At 71.5% G+C, this 16082-nt stretch carries 14 protein-coding genes; 5 read left to right on the forward strand and 9 right to left on the reverse strand.

The window, feature by feature from the left end; translation table 11 throughout:
* Positions 1 to 404: 404 nt before the first annotated feature.
* Complete coding sequence (locus OG899_RS13090; RefSeq protein ID WP_125499891.1) at positions 405 to 1991, reverse strand: recombinase family protein; 1587 nt, start codon at positions 1989 to 1991, stop codon at positions 405 to 407.
* Positions 1992 to 2217: 226 nt separating this feature from the next.
* A complete protein-coding gene (locus OG899_RS13095) occupies positions 2218 to 2448 on the reverse strand; it encodes a hypothetical protein (protein ID WP_125499892.1) in 231 nt (76 codons plus the stop codon).
* Positions 2449 to 2600: 152 nt separating this feature from the next.
* On the opposite strand from OG899_RS13095, the gene OG899_RS13100 reads away from it, so the two are divergent.
* Complete coding sequence (locus OG899_RS13100) at positions 2601 to 2837, forward strand: GntR family transcriptional regulator (RefSeq protein WP_125499893.1); 237 nt, start codon at positions 2601 to 2603, stop codon at positions 2835 to 2837.
* Positions 2838 to 3021: 184 nt separating this feature from the next.
* A complete protein-coding gene (locus tag OG899_RS13105) occupies positions 3022 to 3516 on the forward strand; it encodes an LURP-one-related/scramblase family protein (protein ID WP_125499894.1) in 495 nt (164 codons plus the stop codon).
* A 97-nt stretch (positions 3517 to 3613) separates the two neighbouring features.
* On the opposite strand, the gene OG899_RS13110 is transcribed toward OG899_RS13105, so the two are convergent.
* Positions 3614 to 4405, reverse strand: a complete 792-nt coding sequence (locus tag OG899_RS13110) for a carbon-nitrogen family hydrolase (RefSeq protein WP_125499305.1) — start codon at positions 4403 to 4405, stop codon at positions 3614 to 3616.
* 218 nt (positions 4406 to 4623) lie between these two features.
* Here OG899_RS13110 and OG899_RS13115 point away from each other — a divergent pair, with 218 nt between their 5' ends.
* Positions 4624 to 5448, forward strand: a complete 825-nt coding sequence (locus tag OG899_RS13115; RefSeq protein WP_125499306.1) for a maleylpyruvate isomerase family mycothiol-dependent enzyme — start codon at positions 4624 to 4626, stop codon at positions 5446 to 5448.
* A 53-nt stretch (positions 5449 to 5501) separates the two neighbouring features.
* On the opposite strand, the gene OG899_RS13120 is transcribed toward OG899_RS13115, so the two are convergent.
* Both OG899_RS13120 and OG899_RS13125 read right to left on the reverse strand, forming a co-directional pair.
* Complete coding sequence (locus tag OG899_RS13120) at positions 5502 to 6818, reverse strand: nitrate/nitrite transporter (RefSeq protein ID WP_125499307.1); 1317 nt, start codon at positions 6816 to 6818, stop codon at positions 5502 to 5504.
* Entirely contained in the window at positions 6815 to 7465 is a 651-nt protein-coding gene (locus tag OG899_RS13125) for a GntR family transcriptional regulator (RefSeq protein ID WP_125499308.1), read from the reverse strand. The genes OG899_RS13120 and OG899_RS13125 overlap by 4 nt, the downstream gene beginning before the upstream one ends.
* Before the next feature lie 258 nt (positions 7466 to 7723).
* Between OG899_RS13125 and OG899_RS13130 the strand changes: the two genes are divergently transcribed.
* Positions 7724 to 8632: a D-alanyl-D-alanine carboxypeptidase family protein gene (locus OG899_RS13130; protein ID WP_189427926.1), complete on the forward strand. Its 909-nt coding sequence runs from the start codon at positions 7724 to 7726 to the stop codon at positions 8630 to 8632.
* Between the two features lie 268 nt (positions 8633 to 8900).
* On the opposite strand, the gene OG899_RS13135 is transcribed toward OG899_RS13130, so the two are convergent.
* The 3 genes from OG899_RS13135 to pdhA are packed head-to-tail and all read right to left on the reverse strand — an operon-like array spanning position 8901 to position 12592.
* On the reverse strand, positions 8901 to 10367 hold the full coding sequence (locus tag OG899_RS13135) for a dihydrolipoamide acetyltransferase family protein (protein ID WP_189427927.1): 1467 nt from the start codon (positions 10365 to 10367) through the stop codon (positions 8901 to 8903).
* Positions 10368 to 10378: 11 nt separating this feature from the next.
* Positions 10379 to 11359, reverse strand: coding sequence for an alpha-ketoacid dehydrogenase subunit beta (locus OG899_RS13140; protein ID WP_125499310.1), 981 nt, complete (start codon positions 11357 to 11359; stop codon positions 10379 to 10381).
* 3 nt (positions 11360 to 11362) lie between these two features.
* Positions 11363 to 12592 carry a pyruvate dehydrogenase (acetyl-transferring) E1 component subunit alpha gene (pdhA, locus tag OG899_RS13145; protein WP_125499311.1) on the reverse strand — a complete coding sequence of 410 codons (1230 nt, stop codon included), beginning with the start codon at positions 12590 to 12592 and terminating at the stop codon, positions 11363 to 11365.
* Positions 12593 to 13155: 563 nt separating this feature from the next.
* On the opposite strand from pdhA, the gene OG899_RS13150 reads away from it, so the two are divergent.
* Positions 13156 to 14172 carry a phosphotransferase gene (locus OG899_RS13150; RefSeq protein ID WP_229814002.1) on the forward strand — a complete coding sequence of 339 codons (1017 nt, stop codon included), beginning with the start codon at positions 13156 to 13158 and terminating at the stop codon, positions 14170 to 14172.
* A gap of 123 nt (positions 14173 to 14295) precedes the next feature.
* Here the strand turns inward: OG899_RS13150 and OG899_RS13155 are convergent, their stop codons facing one another.
* Entirely contained in the window at positions 14296 to 15987 is a 1692-nt protein-coding gene (locus OG899_RS13155; protein WP_168132401.1) for a protein kinase domain-containing protein, read from the reverse strand.
* Between the last annotated feature and the right edge of the window lie 95 nt (positions 15988 to 16082).

Here is a 16082-nt window from a genome sequence, read left to right on the forward strand (position 1 = left end):
CAGCGGTGACGGTTCTGACGAAGAACCGTCACTCCGCTATTGCTGCTAGTAGTGGTGGTGGTGCTTGCTACTAGCTCTATGCGGGAGTGACGTTTCTACGTCAGGAACCGTCACCGGCCCTTCCCACGCCCGCGTCCATCCCGCGCCCAGCAATGGCCGCAACAACGCACAAGGGCACCCGCCCCGGGCGTCCTGCCCGGAGGGGTGCCCGTACGGCCGTCAGGCGGCCAGCCACACGTCAGCGTCACCAGTCCCCGACGGCCGGCTGAGGGCGGCGATCGTCGACGCCGGGACCGACCCGCTGTTCGCGGCATCCGTAGAACGGCGATCCCGCGTGATGAAGGCATGCAAACGCCCCGCAGCCCGAACAGGGCGACGGGGCGTTGCCAAGGTGTGCTGGGCCGTTAACCGACCGGAGCCGCCGTCGTTCCGTCGGCCCATACGATCGTCAGACGAGACGCCGGGTCGAAGCGGTACCCACGGCCCTTCGCCGGAGAGACGCGGACCTCCTTGATAGCCAAGGCGAGTAGCTCCCGCTGCTCCCCCAGTTCCAGCATGTCCCACGCTTCGACCGACTGGACCATGTCCAGCAGCGGAGACACGTCGGCCGTAGGCTCCGGGATAGCGGCCAGCCGCTCCTCGGCCGCTTTCACAGCGGCGCGCATCCGGGGCATGACGTCGGCGGCGTCCTCCTCATCGAACGTCCCGGCTGCGACCAAGCGCCGGACGCGGGCGATGTCGGCACGGGCCGCCTCCAGATCGGCCAACGCCGCCGCACGTGCCGACACAGTCTCCGGATTGACCCTGGCGACCCATGCATCGGCCACGGCTTCAAGCAGTTCGTCCCCAGGGTCCAGAGCTGCCAGCTTGCTCAGGAACGCGAACGCTACAGCGTCGTTGGCGCCTTTGACCGGCGCGGTGAACCCGGGGCAGCCCTTGCCGCGAGCGGAATTGCCGCACCGGTAGGACTTGTGGTTTGGGTTCCCGGACACGGCCGTACGGCCGCCGCAGGTCGCGCACCGCAGCAGGTCGCCGAGCAACGACGTCACACCGCGCTTGCCCCGGTGAGCGACGGCGCCGTCAGCGCGGCGGAATGTTGTCTCGATGCTGCGTGAAGCCAGCTTTGCGAGAATCAGTGATCGTTCGTTCGGCGTGACGATGCCCTGCCCGATGGTGACCGGAACGCCGTCCTCGTAGTACACCTCAGCGATGTGTCGCCAGTTCCCGGACGCCGTGCGTTCGCGGACGGACTGCAACCCTGCCCAACCGGGGGCACGGACCAGGGCCGCTACGGTGCCGACAGCCCACTTGCCACCGCGCGGGGCTGGGATGTCGTCGGCGTTGAGGCCCTTCACGACGGCCCACAGCGTCTCACCGGCGAGCAGCTTGTCCGCGATGTACTTCCGCGCGATGGGACCGGTCTCCGGGTCGGGTTCGATACGGCCCTCCACCACACGGGTACCGTACGGCGGAGGCCCGCCGAGCCAACGCCCGTCCGAGCGGGCGAACCGCTTAGCACGGGTGACGCGTTCGGCGATGTGTTCCGCTTCCTCGCGTGCCACCTCTGCCCGGATGATCATCTCCAGACGGCGGCGGGTGTCAGACGTGTCCGTTCCGTCGACACCGACGACGCGGCGGGAACCGTCGGCGTGCGCGTCCAGCAGTCGGCCGATCTCGACGGCGCCGCGCCGGTCGGCCCGGTCCAGGGCCCACACGATCAGTGTCTGGAACTTCGACCCGTCGTCCAGGTCGGCCAGAGCCGCCGTCCACGCCGGACGCGGCTTGCGGGACCGGCGGGATGCACCCGTGCCCTCCTTCTCGGAGTACACGGCGACGACCTCAAGGCCGAGTCGATCGGCCAACGCCCGGCATTCGGCTTCCTGTTCCGCGAGTGACCGGCCGTTGCGATCTGATCCGGCGCGGTCGACGTGCGATCGGCGCACGTAGATGGCGCACGCCCCTGCGGGGGCGGTGGTTGGCGTCGAGTTCATGCCTCCATCATGAGGCCGCAAAAATCGAGGACGACGATGCGGCCACGCAGGTCGGCCAGGGTGTAGTGCCGGCCGCCCGTGTTCAGCCAGCCTCCCTTGCCGATCAGCTCGGGGGCGCGGACGCGGGCGCGACGGGTGCGTTGCTCATGTTGTCCAGCATCCCCGATCGGTGCGGAAGTACGAAAAACGCCCCGACCCGAAGGGGGCCGGGGCACCCGCGCACGGATCAGCCGCGCGCATCATCGATGATGATCAACAGGTCACGGCAGCATCGGGCGAGTTCGAGAGCCGTGTACCACAGCTCACGCCGGCCCATCGCGTCCTGGCCCGAGCCCAACAGCGGCGATGTCGCCGCGAGGAGCTTGCGCGCATAGGTGATCCGGATCTCCTCCACCGGGTCCGGATCGGTCACATAGATGGCTCCGCCCTCGTATCGGACAGCAGTACGCTCTCGCATGTCGTTCGCTCCTTCTCAGCGGACGGCTAGGCCCCGGGGCCGCTCGCATCGGCTGCCGGGGCACCTTGTTTCCGAGAGTACTCCAGTGCGCACCACCCCACACCATGGCGCACTAGACCGCACAGATTTGCGATCGGGCGCACTATGTCTTTATGGTCCGCACCATTGATCCCAACGACCCTCGACACCCCTACCAGCAGATCGCCGATCACCTCGCGGAAGACATCACCAGCGGGAAGCTCACCGGCCGCGTGCCGTCCGAGCTGGAGCTGCGCCGGGAGTATTCAGCCGGGGCATCGACGGTCCAGCGTGCGTTCGCCGTGCTCCGTGAACGCGGGCTGATCTACACGGTTCCGGGGCGTGGCTCGTTCGTGAAGCAGCCTGAATGACAAAAGGCCCCCGGATACAGGGGGCCTGCAGAAGGCCCGGCCGCGCCCGGTCAAGTGACCGACGGGCCCTCGCCACGCACCCGGGCCCGTTGTGGGAACTGACCGGCTCGCCAGGCGGCCGCCCGCTCAGCCCCTCGGCCTACCGGCGGCGTGCCCCGTGGCGGGCCGGGGAAGCGGTGAGGGCATGAGATTCCTGGTACGCGACCGCATCCTCGGCATCGGCGACGACTACTGGATCGAGGACGAGCACGGCCGCAAGGTCTTCCTCGTCGACGGCAAGGCGATGCGGCTGCGCGACACCTTCGAGCTGAAGGACGCCCAGGGCCGGGTCCTGATCGACATCCACCAGAAGATGTTCGCGCTGCGGGACACCATGGTGATCGAGCGGGACGGGCAGACCCTGGCGAAGATCCGCCGCAAACGGCTGTCGCTGCTGCGCAACCACTACCGGGTGAGCCTGGCGGACGGCACCGAGCTGGACGTCAGCGGCAAGATCCTCGACCGGGAGTTCGCCGTCGAGTACGACGGGGAGCTGCTGGCGGTGATCTCCCGGCGGTGGCTGAGCGTCGTGGACACCTACGGCGTGGACATCGTCCGCGACGACGCCGACCCGGCGCTGCTCATCGCCGTCGCGGTGTGCGTGATCCACCTGGCGGAGAAGGAGCGGGAGGAGGGCTAGGGCCTGTCGTTCGGCTCGGCCCGGCCGCGGAGTGCGGTGCCTGTCGAGCGGCCCGGGCGGGGTCCGGCCGGCGCGCCCTCGCGGCCGGGGGCAGGGGTCAGGCCGGGCGGTGCAGGCTCGGCACCCGGTCCTTGAGGACCGGGAACTGCTCGCGGGTGACGGCCACCCGGCCCGGGTCGATGTCGACGGTGAGGATCTCCTCGTCGGCCGCGGCTTCGGCGACCACCTCGCCCCAGGGGTCGACCACGATCGAGTGGCCGGCCTGGGGGACCCCGGCGTGGGTGCCGGCCGTGCCGCAGGCGAGCACGAAGGTCTGGTTCTCCACCGCCCGGGCGCGGGCCAGCAGCGTCCAGTGCGCCCGCCGCCGCTCGGGCCAGCCGGCCGGGACGACGAACGTCTCGGCGCCCGCGTCGACCAGGGCGCGGAACAGTTCGGGGAAGCGCAGGTCGTAGCAGGTCGCCAGGCCCACGGTGGTGTCCGGCAGGGCGACGGTGACCGGGGTGTCGCCCGCCCCCATCAGCACGGCCTCGCCCTTGTCGAAGCCGAAGCGGTGGATCTTGCGGTAGGCGGCGGCCAGGTCGCCGGAGGGGGAGAAGACCAGGGAGGTGTTGTAGAGGGTGCCCTGCTCGTCCCGTTCGGGGAGGGAGCCGGCGTGCAGCCACACGCCCGCGGTGCGCGCCGCGTCCGCCATCGTCTCGTAGGTCGGGCCCTTCAGCGGCTCGGCGTGTTCGGCAAAGCGCTCGAAGGCGAAGGCTCCGGTGGTCCACAGCTCGGGGAGCACGACGAGGTCGGAGCCGGACTGCTCGCGTACCAGGGCGGCCGCCCGCTGCCGCCGGGCTTCGACCGGTTCGTCCTCGTCCACGGCGATCTGGATGAGTGAGGCGCGCACAATACCACCGTCCTGGCCGTCGAGTTGGCCCCCACGGGCCTACGATCGTCACACGAAAGCACTGCCGGGGTGCCTCCCAGCAGCGTAACTTGGGGATCCCCATGCTCGTAGCGGAGCGAGAGCCTGGGGGACCCGCGAGTTGTCCGCCGAGCAGCCACCACCCGCTGGCAATGCCGTCACAACCTAGCCGTGTACCGACCGCCGAGGGGTCCCGTTCCGTGAGTCTGCATCCCACCCTCCAGCCGTACGCCGATGCCTGGGCCCACTCCGTAGAAGCGATATCCGACCTGGTGCAGCCGCTCGTGGAGGGCGAGTGGAACCGGCGCACCCCGTGCCCCGGATGGTCGGTGCGTGACATCGTCTCGCACGTCATCGGCCTGGACTGCGAGGCAATGGGTGATCCGCGGCCGATCCACGCGCTGCCGCGGGACCTGTTCCACGTCACCAGCGACCACCAGCGCTACATGGAGCTGCAGGTCGACGTCCGCCGCCATCACACGGCTCCGGAGATGACGTCGGAGCTGGAGTACACGATCATCCGCCGCAACCGTCAGCTGCGGAACGAGAACCGGGACCCGGGGACGAAGGTGCGCGGCCCGCTGGGTGTGGAGATCACCCTCGAAGAGGCCATGCGCTACCGGGCGTTCGACATCTGGGTGCACGAGCAGGACCTGCGCACCGCGCTCGGCGAGCCCGGCAACCTCGACTCGCCGGGCGCCCTCGTGACCCGTGACTATCTGCTGGACGCGCTGCCGGGCGTGATCGCCGAGCGGGTGGACGCGCCGCGCAGTTCGGCGATCGTGTTCGACGTGAGCGGTCCGGTCGAGTTCCTGCGTACGGTGCGCATCGACATCAAGGGCCGGGCCACGCTGGAGACCGCGCCCGCCCTGGGGCCGGCCGCCTCGCTGAGCCTCGACTGGGAGACCTATGTCCGGCTGGCCTGCGGGCGGGTGAGCTACCAGGCGGTGGCGGACCGGGTGAAGACCGAGGGCGACACGCAGCTGGCGGAGCGGATCCTGCGGAACTTCACGGTGACGCAGTAGCCGCCGGACTCGAGTGACCGCCGGCGTGCCCTCCGGCCGCACGCCGGCGACGGCTAGGCCGGCACGTGGAGGGTCTCCACCCGGCTCGCGATCTGCCGTTCCCGTTCCCTGCGGGCCGCCCGACCGCGCAGCCGCAGGATCTGGCTGAGGCCGAGCGCCTGGACCACGAACACCGCGCAGAAGGCGACCGTGTAGTCGTCGCCGGTCACGTCCAGCAGCACCCCGATCGCGAGCAGCGTCATCATCGAGGCGATGAAACCGCCCATGTTGGTGATGCCGGAGGCGGTTCCCTGACGTTCCGGCGGGTTCGCCGGGCGGGCGAAGTCGAAGCCGATCATCGAGGCCGGGCCGCAGGCGCCGAGCACCAGGCAGAGCACCACCAGCAGCCACATCGGGGCCCGCTCGCCGGGCCAGGCCAGCGTCACCGCCCACAGGGCCGCGGTCGCGGTGACGGTGCCCAGGGCGAGCGGCAGCCGGGCCGCGTGGTGCCGGGCGACGATCTGCCCGTAGACGAGTCCGACGGCCATGTTGGAGAGCACGACCAGCGTGAGCAGGTTGCCCGCGGTGCCCCGGGACAGCCCCTGGGCCTCGACCAGGAACGGCATCCCCCACAGCAGCAGGAACACCATCGCCGGGAACTGGCTGGTGAAGTGCACCCACATGCCCAGCCGGGTGCCGGGCTCCCGCCAGGAGGCGGCGATCTGCCGGCGCACGTACGCGGCTCCCTGGTGCGGCTGCGGGGCGGGCTCGTGTCCTTCGGGGTGGTCCTTGAGGAAGAGCAGCAGCAGGACGAGGACCACCGCACCGGCCAGCGCGCTGCCCGCGAAGGCCGCCGTCCAGCCCACCGAGTGCAGCAGCCGGGCCAGCACCAGCGTGGAGACCAGGTTGCCCGCCATGCCGACGAGTCCGGCGAGCTGGCCGACCAGCGGTCCGCGCCGCGCCGGGAACCACCGGGTGCCCAGCCGCAGCACGCTGATGAACGTCATGGCGTCCCCGCAGCCGAGCAGGGCACGGGAGACGAGCGCGGTGCCGTACGACGGGGAGAAGGCGAAGCCGAGCTGACCGGCCGTGAACAGCACGGTGCCCAGGGCCAGCACCTTCTTGGTGCCGAGCCGGTCGACGAGCAGGCCGACGGGTATCTGCATGCCCGCGTAGACGAGCAGCTGCAGGATCGAGAAGGTGGACAGCGCCGAGGCGCCCACGTGGAAGCGGTCGACCGCGTCCAGGCCGGCCACGCCCAGCGAGGTGCGGAAGATGACCGCGACGAAGTAGACGGCGACTCCGATGCCCCACACGAGGACGGCCCTGGGGCCGCCGGGCGGGTCACCGGGCCGCTGGACGGACGCCGCGGAGCGGGAAGCCGTGGTCACCGCACCTCCCCTCGGGCCAGGTTCGAGAACCAGCTGACGTGCCGGTGGACGAGGCCGACGGCGGCCTCCGCGTCCCCGGTGCGCAGCGCGTTCAGGATCTGCTCGTGCTCGGTGAGGGTCTTGGCGATGCGGTCCGGGTGGGCGTGCATGACGGCCACCCCCATGCGCAGCTGCCGGTCGCGCAGCTGGTCGTAGAGGCGGGAGAGGATCTCGTTGCCTCCACTGCGGACGATCTCGGCGTGGAAGCAGCGGTCGGTGACGGCGGCCGCCGCGAAGTCGCCGTCGGCTGCCTGCTGTTTCTGCTGCTCCAGCAGCTCCTCCAGCCGCTGGATGAGACCCGGCGGGGCGGGCACGGCCTTGCGGGCCGCGTGCTCCTCGACCAGCTGCCGGGTCTCGACGACATCGGCGATCTCCTGCGCGGAGACCGGCAGGACGAGCGCTCCCTTCTTCGGGTAGAGCTTGATCAGCCCTTCGACCTCCAGCCGCAGCAGCGCCTCGCGCACAGGGGTGCGGGAGACACCGACGGCCTCGGCCAGTTCCCCTTCGGTCAGCAGGGTGCCGCCCTCGTAACGGCGTTCCAGGAGGGCCTGTTTGACGAACGTGTACACACGGTCCGCGGCAGGCGGCTGCTTCACGGCCACAGTCATGCCGACAGGATAGATACAACACGTACGCATGACAGGGTGCGTCCATCATGCGGACCGCCGCGCCGCGCACCGGCGACGCGGACCACCCACGCCTCGCCCCGTCCCACGACCGCGCGGACCGCACGGCCGGCGGAGATTTCACCCGCGCACCCCGCAACCAACCGCGGCCGCCGACAGTCAGACAGGTGCGACCTCACGCCGTGGGCAGTCGACTACGCCACGTCACAGAGGCATTCGAGAAGCATCGGGGTATCTCTCTTGAACACCGCCATCAAGGCCACCCACCGCCTCCGCGCAGCCACCGCCGTCGCCCTGGCCACCGGCACGCTGTGCGTCACCGGAGCCCTCGCCGCGGCTCCGGCGCAGGCCGCCGCCGCGCCGTCCGTCGTGGCCAAGGGCGCGTTCGCGATGAACAACGCCAACGGCGCCTCGCTGTTCACGAAGAAGGCGGACACGCGGTTGTCCACCGGCTCCACCACCAAGATCATGACCGCGAAGGTGGTGCTCGACCAGCCGGGGCTGAACCTGGACCGCAAGGTCGTCATCCAGAAGGCGTACAGCGACTACGTCGTCAAGCACAACGCCTCCCTGGCCCATCTCATCGTGGGCGACAAGGTGACCGTGCGTCAGCTGCTGTACGGGCTGCTGCTGCCCTCGGGCTGCGACGCCGCCTACGCGCTGGCGGACACCTTCGGTTCGGGCACGACGCGGGACGCGCGGGTGAAGAACTTCATCGGCCGGATGAACAGCACCGCGAAGCGCCTGGGCCTGAAGAACACGCACTTCGACTCCTTCGACGGCATCGGCAAGGGCAACAACTACTCGACGCCGCGCGACCTGACGAAGCTGGCCTCCAGCGCGATGCAGAACTCCGTCTTCCGCACCATCGTGAAGACGAAGTCGTACCAGGCGAAGACGGTCACCAAGACCGGCAGCATCCGCACCATGGGCACCTGGACGAACACCAACACGCTGCTCGGCAGCTACAAGGGCGCCGTCGGCGTGAAGACCGGCTCGGGTCCACAAGCCAAGTACTGCCTGGTCTTCGCCGCCACCCGCGGCCCGAAGACCGTGATCGGAACGGTCCTGGCCTCCTCGTCCGTCACCCAGCGCGGCACGGACGCCACGAAGATCCTCGACTACGGGTTCGCCCGCCTGGGCGCGTAGGACCTGTCGTTCGGATCGGCCCGGCCGCGAGGTGCGGTGCCTCTCGGCCGACCCGAGCGGGGTCCGGTCCGGTGCGTGCAGCTGCCGCGTCGTCGTCACTCGCCGACGCGGCAGACGCGCAGGCCGGACCAGGCGACGGCGGGACGATCCGAACGGCAGGCCCTGGGCGGCGCACCGCGCCCGCGGGGGCCGGACGGCACGCGCAAGGGGCCTGCCGCCCGACGGCGGCAGGCCCCTTGCCGTGTGTGCGCCTTCCGGCAGATCCGGATCAGGCCCAGGTGATCAGGCGCTTCGGCCGCTCCAGGATGGCGGCCACGTCCGCCAGGACCTTCGAGCCGAGTTCGCCGTCGACCAGGCGGTGGTCGAAGCTGAGCGCCAGGGTGGTGACCTGACGGGGCTTGACCTTGCCCTTGTGGACCCACGGCTGCGGCTTGATGGCACCGACCGCGAGGATGGCGGACTCCCCGGGGTTGAGGATCGGCGTACCGGTGTCGACGCCGAAGACGCCGACGTTGGTGATGGTGATCGTGCCGCCCTGCATCGCCGCGGGCGTCGTCCGGCCCTCGCGGGCGGTCGTCACCAGCTCGCCCAGCGCCCGGGCGAGCTGCGGGAGCGTCAGGGTGTGGGCGTCCTTGATGTTCGGCACGATCAGGCCGCGCGGGGTGGCGGCGGCGATGCCCAGGTTGACGTAGTGCTTCTGGACGATCTCCTGGTTGGCCTCGTCCCAGGAGGCGTTGATGTCCGGGTTGCGCTTGACGGCGACGAGCAGGGCCTTGGCGACGAGCAGCAGCGGGCTGACCCGCAGTCCCTCGAACTCCTTGTCCTGCTTGAGCTCTTCGACCAGCTTCATGGTGCGGGTCACGTCCACCGTCACGAACTCCGTGACGTGCGGGGCCGTGAACGCCGAGCCCACCATCGCGGCGGCCGTGGCCTTGCGGACGCCCTTGACCGGGATCCGGGTCTCGCGCGCGGCGTCCCAGCCCACGGCGGGCGCGGACGGTGCCGGGGCGGCCGCGGGCGCGGGGGCGGGTGCCGTGGCCGGTGCCTGGGGGGCCGGGGCCGTCGGCTGCTGGGCGGGAGCAGCCGTGCGGTCGGCCACCGCCGCGTGCACGTCCTCGCGGGTGATGATGCCGTCCGGGCCGGTGGGGACCACCGTCGCCAGGTCCACGCCCAGGTCCTTGGCCAGCTTGCGCACCGGCGGCTTGGCCAGCGGGCGCGGCCGGCCGGCGGCGGCCGGGGCGGGCTCGGGCAGGGTGGCACCGTGGCCGTTCAGCTCCGCCTGGACGGCCGTCCGGGCCGGAGCGGCCGGTGCGGTGCCGCCCTTGCGGGGGCGCCGCCGGGTGGACGAGGCGGCCACGCCGTAGCCCACCAGGACCGGCTGCCGGCCCTCCGGCTGGGTCTCCTGGGACGGCTGGGCCGGCTCCGGCTCGGCCGCCGGTGCCTGCGCCGGGACGTCGGCTCCGGCGGCGCCCGCGACCTCGATCGCGATGATGGGCGTGCCCACGTCCACCGTGGTGCCCTCGGCGACGTGCAGCTCGCGGACCACGCCGTCGTAGGGGATCGGCAGCTCCACGGCGGCCTTGGCGGTCTCGACCTCGCACACCACCTGGCCGTCGGTGACCGTGTCCCCGGGCTGGACGTACCACGTGAGGATCTCGGCCTCGGTCAGGCCCTCGCCGACATCCGGCATCCTGAACTCGCGTACCGATGCGGACGCTGCGGTCATCGTCGTCACGAACCTCTCCCTCAGTACGCCAGCGAGCGGTCGACGGCGTCGAGCACGCGATCCAGGTCCGGCAGGTAGGCCTCCTCCAGGCGCGCCGGCGGATACGGCGCGTGGAAGCCGCCGACCCTGAGGACCGGGGCCTCCAGGTGGTAGAAGCAGCGTTCGGTGATCCGGGCGGCGATCTCCGCGCCGGAGCCGAAGAACACGGGGGCCTCGTGGACCACCACCAGACGGCCGGTCTTCTCCACCGACGCCTGGACGGTGTCGAAGTCCAGCGGGGACACCGACCGCAGGTCCAGCACCTCCAGGGACTTGCCCTCCTCGGCGGCCGCGGCGGCCACCTCGTGGCACAGCTTCACCATCGGGCCGTAGGCGACCAGCGTCAGGTCGGTGCCCTCGCGCACGACGCGGGCCTTGTGCAGCGGGCCGGGGATGGCGTCGACGTCGACCTCGCCCTTGTCCCAGTAGCGCCGCTTGGGCTCGAAGTAGATCACCGGGTCGTCGCTCTGGACGGCCTGCTGCATCATCCAGTAGGCGTCCGAGGCGTTGGAGGGGGAGACGATCTTCAGGCCCGCCACATGGGCGAACAGGGCCTCCGGCGACTCCGAGTGGTGCTCGACCGCGCCGATGCCGCCGCCGTAGGGGATGCGGACGACGACCGGGAGCTTGACCTTGCCCAGGGAGCGGGCGTGCATCTTCGCCAGCTGCGTGACGATCTGGTCGTACGCCGGGAAGACGAAACCGTCGAACTGGATCTCGACCACCGGGCGGTAGCCGCGCAGCGCCAGGCCGATCGCGGTGCCGACGATGCCGGACTCGGCCAGCGGGGTGTCGATGACGCGGCTCTCGCCGAAGTCCTTCTGCAGGCCGTCGGTCACCCGGAACACACCGCCGAGCTTGCCGACGTCCTCGCCCATGATCAGGACCTTGGGGTCCTCCTCCAGGGCACGCCGCAGCGACTCGTTGATCGCCTTGGCCAGGGCCATCTTCTCCGCAGCCATTGCTCAGACCCCCTCTGCGTCCGCGAACGACGCCTGGTAGGCGGCGAACTGGGCGCGCTCCTCGTCGACGAGCGCATGCCCGTCCGCGTACACGTTCTCGAAGATGGCGAGGTGGTCCGGGTCGGGCATGGCACGGACCGCCTCGCGCACCCGCTTGCCCAGGGCCTCGCTCTCGGCCTCGACCTCGGCGAAGAAGGCCTCGTCGGCGTGCTTGCCGGCCTCGAGGTGGCGGCGCAGGCGCAGGATCGGGTCCTTGGCCTCCCAGGCCAGGCGCTCCTCCTCGCTGCGGTAGCGGGTGGGGTCGTCGGAGGTGGTGTGGGCGCCCATGCGGTAGGTGAACGCCTCGACCAGGGTGGGGCCCTCGCCGGCGCGGGCACGTTCCAGCGCCCACTTGGTGACGGCCAGGCAGGCCAGGACGTCGTTGCCGTCGACGCGCACACCGGGGAAGCCGTAGCCCTGGGCGCGCTGGTAGAGCGGCACCCGGGTCTGGCGCTCGGTGGGCTCGGAGATCGCCCACTGGTTGTTCTGGCAGAAGAAGACGACCGGGGCGTTGTAGACCGCGGAGAAGGTGAACGACTCGGCCACGTCGCCCTGGCTGGAGGCGCCGTCGCCGAAGTAGGCGATCACCGCCGAGTCCGCGCCGTCCTTGGCGACGCCCATGGCGTAGCCGGTGGCGTGCAGCGTCTGCGAGCCGATGACGATCGTGTACAGGTGGAAGTTGTTGCTGTACGGGTCCCAGCCGCCGTTGTTCACGCCGCGGAACATGCCGAGCAGGTTGACCGGGTCCACACCGCGGCACCAGGCGACGCCGTGCTCGCGGTAGGTGGGGAAGACGTAGTCGTCGTCGTTCAGGGCCCGGCCGGAGCCGATCTGGGCCGCCTCCTGGCCCAGCAGCGAGGCCCACAGGCCCAGCTCGCCCTGGCGCTGCAGTGCGGTGGCCTCGGCGTCGAAGCGCCGGGTGAGCACCATGTCGCGGTACAGGCCGCGCAGCTCTTCGGGGGTGATGCCGGCGACGTAGCGGTCGTACTCGGCGTTCTTGACGCGCTTCCCCTCGGGGGTCAGCAGCTGTACCAGGTCGGGGTCGGCGGCGGTCACCGTGCCGGAGCCCTTCTTGGCGGTCGTGCGGGTGGCGCGCTTGGTACCGGTGGTGCCCGCTGCCTTGGTGCCGCTCGTCCCGGATTTCTTGCCGGCGCTGCGTCGCGATGTGCGCGCGGCAGTCCCTTCCACGGTCACGTAGTGCTCCTCCGTCGGTCCGGCCCCCGGGGTTGCCGGTAGGCCTGGGAATCCCCCCTTGCTCGTTCTGAGCCCGGGGGAGGCTCACCTGTTGTCGGCCACCGGACACGGGGTGGATGCCACTCGGCCGGGAACAGGCGTGACAGGTGCCCCGGCGAGCGCCCTGCAGCAGCCACGTTACCCAGTGCTGCACATTTCTGGGAAACCCCCTCTGACCTGCGCGTTTCATTGGATTTCCAAGTATTTTCGCTTGGACGTCCAACCAACTGGCCGATCATGTGGTGCAGCCGCTGGTCACAGCCCTGCGGGGGGCCGGAACAGCCGCACGGTATCCCGCCCACCCCCGCCTGGGGAAGGGTCGGAAAGGGGCCGGAATCGCGCTTGACGGGTGACCTCGTGCGTCCGTCCGGAGGGGGTGTGCCGCGGGGCGGGACGTCCGGGCGGCGACGATCCGTCGTGACCGAATGTGATCACTGCTGACGTTCTGCGACAAGCGGCAGCTCATGGGCTCTCCACCGTGCCCTAACATCTGCCGCGTGCCGCGCTCATGTGTACCACCCCCTGTGCCGCATGCGCCCCCTCTGCGGGCCCTGTTGCGCCAGTACGCCGCCGGATCCGCCCTGACCTGCGAGCCGGTCGACCAGGGACTGCTCAATCGCGGCTACCGGCTGTGCACCACCCGCGGTCGCTACTTCCTCAAGCACCACTCCGACCCGGACACCGCCGACCCCGCGGCCATCGCCCGCCGCCACCGGGCCACCCAGCGCCTGGCCGACCTGGGGGTCCCGGTGGCGCCCGCGCTCGCCTGCCGCGACGGGCGCACCGTCGCCGTCGTCGGCGGGCACGCCTATGCGCTGCATCCGTGGATCGACGGCCGGCACCGGCACGGCGGCCAGCTCAGCACCGCGCAGAGCGCGCGGCTGGGCGCGCTGCTGGGCGCCGTGCACGCCTGTCTGGAGGCCGTGATGCCGCCCAAGGGGCGCACGCGCCCCGCCACCAGCCCCCATCCGGTGGAGAGCGCCGATCCGGCCGACACCTTCGCCCTGATCGACGAGCTGCTCGGGCATGTGCAGCGCCACCGCCCCTGCGACGCCTTCGACACGCTGGCACGTCACCGGTTGCTGGAGCGCCGCACGCTGCTGGAGCAGCACGCCGACCGGCGGCCGCCGCCCGGCGGCCCGGTGGGCTGGGTGCACGGCGACTTCCACCCGTTCAACCTGCTGTACAAGGGGGACTCCCCCGTCGCGATCGTGGACTGGGACCGGCTCGGCGTGCAGCCCCGCGCGGAGGAGGCGGTACGCGCCGCCGTCATCTTCTTCGTCCGGCCGGCGGGCACCCTGGACCTGCCGAAGATCAGGGCGTACGCCCGCGCCTACCGGCGGGTGACGGGCGCCGGCGCCTCGGAACTCGCGGCGGCCGTGCACCGCGTGTGGTGGGAGCGTCTGAACGACTTCTGGATGCTGCGCTGGCACTACGAGCGGGGCGACCGGCGCGCGGACGAGCAGTTCCCGGCCGCCTCGGCGCTCGTGGTGTGGTGGACCCGCCACTACGACGCGGTGTGCGGGGCGTTCGCGGACTGATCACCCGGCGCGGCACACCTCCCGCGGCGGGACGGTGTGCCGCGGACACGACGACGCGCGTGTGCGGGCCGCACGGGCCCGCACACGCGCGGAGAAAGCGGAGAAGCGCAGGAAGGTGACGGCTCAGCCGGTGCCGCCGGTGCTGAGGTTGCCGGGGAAGCCTCCCCCGGCGTCGGAGCCACCGCCGCCGCCCGGGCCGCCGCCCCCGCCGGGGCCGGGGCCGCCGGGACCGGTGCCGGGATTGCCGCCGGTGTCCTCGCCGGCGCTGCCCTCGCTGCCGCCCTCGCCGCTGCCGCCGCCGGTGGTGTCCTGCGGGTCCGACGGCGCCGACGGGGTCGACGACGGCATGCCGTCCGTCGGGTCGGACTCGTCGTCGGTCGAGGAGTCCGACGGCGTCCACGACGGGTTCTGCGACGGCGTCCAGTGCCAGCCGCCACCGCCGCCGCTTCCGCTGCCCCGGTCCGTGTCCGTGTCCGACGGCTCCTCGGCGGACCCGTCGTCCGTGCCGGAGCTGGGCTCGTCCTCCGTGGTGGAGTGCGTGCTGGAGGGCGACTGAGAGGTGCCGGCGCTGCCGCCGTCGCCGCCGCCGGCGTTGTTCAGGGCCAGCGCCACGCCCGCGGCCACCGCGACGACCGCGAGCACCGCGAGGATCCACAGCTTGCCCCGGCCGCCGCGCCGCTCGCCGTGGCCGTCGAAGCCGCCGTCGTCCCGGTCGCCGTACCCGCCGGGCAGGACGGCCTGCGGGATCTGCTGGGTGCCGGAACCCGCACCGCCCGCGGACTGCGGCATCACGGTGGTGCCCGCGAGGCCGGCCGACGGGGTGCTGCGGGTGTCGTACGGCTGCACCGGGCCGGTGTTCCAGGTGCCGGTGTGGCCGCCCTGCTCGTAGAGCATCTGCAGGGCGTACTGCACCGTGCCGCGCATCTCCTCGGCGGTCTGGAAGCGGTCGTCGGGCTCCTTGGCGAGCGCACGCATGACCAGGCCGTCCAGCTCCGGCGGGCAGGCGCCGTCGGAGATCTGCGACGGCGGCACCGGCGGGTCCTGGACGTGCTGATAGACCACCGACAGCGGGGTCTCGCCGACGAACGGCGGGCGCAGCGCCAGGAGTTCGTACAGCAGGCAGCCGGTCGCGTACAGGTCGGAGCGGTGGTCGACGGCCTTGCCCAGCGCCTGCTCCGGGGAGAGGTACTGCGGGGTGCCCATGACCATGCCGGTCTGCGTCATCGTCGTGGACGCCCCGTGCAGGGCGCGGGCGATGCCGAAGTCCATCACCTTCACCGCGCCGCTGTCGGTGATGATGACGTTGGCCGGCTTGATGTCGCGGTGCACGATGCCGTGCTGGTGCGAGTAGGCGAGGGCGTCCAGCACCCCCGAGACGATGATCAGTGCCCGTTCCGGTCCCGGTGCCTCGGCGTTGTGCAGCAGGTCGCGGATGGTGCGGCCCTGGACCAGCTCCATCACGATGTACGGCACGGACTGCCCGCCGACGATGTCCTCGCCGGAGTCGTACACGGCGACGATCGCGTGATGGTTGAGCCCGGCCACCGACTGCGCCTCGCGCGTGAACCGGCGTTTGGACACGGGGTCTTCGGCCAGGTCTGCGCGCAGCAGCTTGACCGCGACCGTCCGGCCCAGCCGGACGTCCTCCGCGGCGAACACCTCGGCCATGCCGCCCCGTCCGAGCCGGTGCGTCAGCCGGTACCGGCCGTCGCCGACCAGGCCGCCGTTGCCCCACGTCTCCGGCGCGTCCGACGTGCCGCCGCCGCCGGACGCCTCGGGATCGGACGGGTCCTGGGCGCGCTGCGTCTGTGCCATCAGTCCTCGCCGTCGTGTGTGCCCGCGGTGTGCGGTGTAGTTACGGTCTCCGTCGGCCACGCTACAGGCTCCGCGCGGGCCGCCGGTCCAGCTTC

This window comes from Streptomyces thermoviolaceus, from assembly GCF_045209695.1.
Taxonomy (GTDB): Bacteria; Actinomycetota; Actinomycetes; order Streptomycetales; family Streptomycetaceae; genus Streptomyces; species Streptomyces thermoviolaceus.

What these genes read in the sequence shown, in the direction of transcription:
- OG899_RS13090 (WP_125499891.1), bottom strand. Translation starts at nt 1,991, where the DNA reads ATGAACTCGACGCCAACCACCGCCCCCGCAGGGGCGTGCGCCATCTAC.
- OG899_RS13140 (WP_125499310.1), bottom strand. Translation starts at nt 11,359, where the DNA reads ATGGCTGCGGAGAAGATGGCCCTGGCCAAGGCGATCAACGAGTCGCTG.
- OG899_RS13100 (WP_125499893.1), top strand. Translation starts at nt 2,601, where the DNA reads ATGGTCCGCACCATTGATCCCAACGACCCTCGACACCCCTACCAGCAG.
- OG899_RS13105 (WP_125499894.1), top strand. Translation starts at nt 3,022, where the DNA reads ATGAGATTCCTGGTACGCGACCGCATCCTCGGCATCGGCGACGACTAC.
- OG899_RS13125 (WP_125499308.1), bottom strand. Translation starts at nt 7,465, where the DNA reads ATGACTGTGGCCGTGAAGCAGCCGCCTGCCGCGGACCGTGTGTACACG.
- OG899_RS13155 (WP_168132401.1), bottom strand. Translation starts at nt 15,987, where the DNA reads ATGGCACAGACGCAGCGCGCCCAGGACCCGTCCGATCCCGAGGCGTCC.
- OG899_RS13095 (WP_125499892.1), bottom strand. Translation starts at nt 2,448, where the DNA reads ATGCGAGAGCGTACTGCTGTCCGATACGAGGGCGGAGCCATCTATGTG.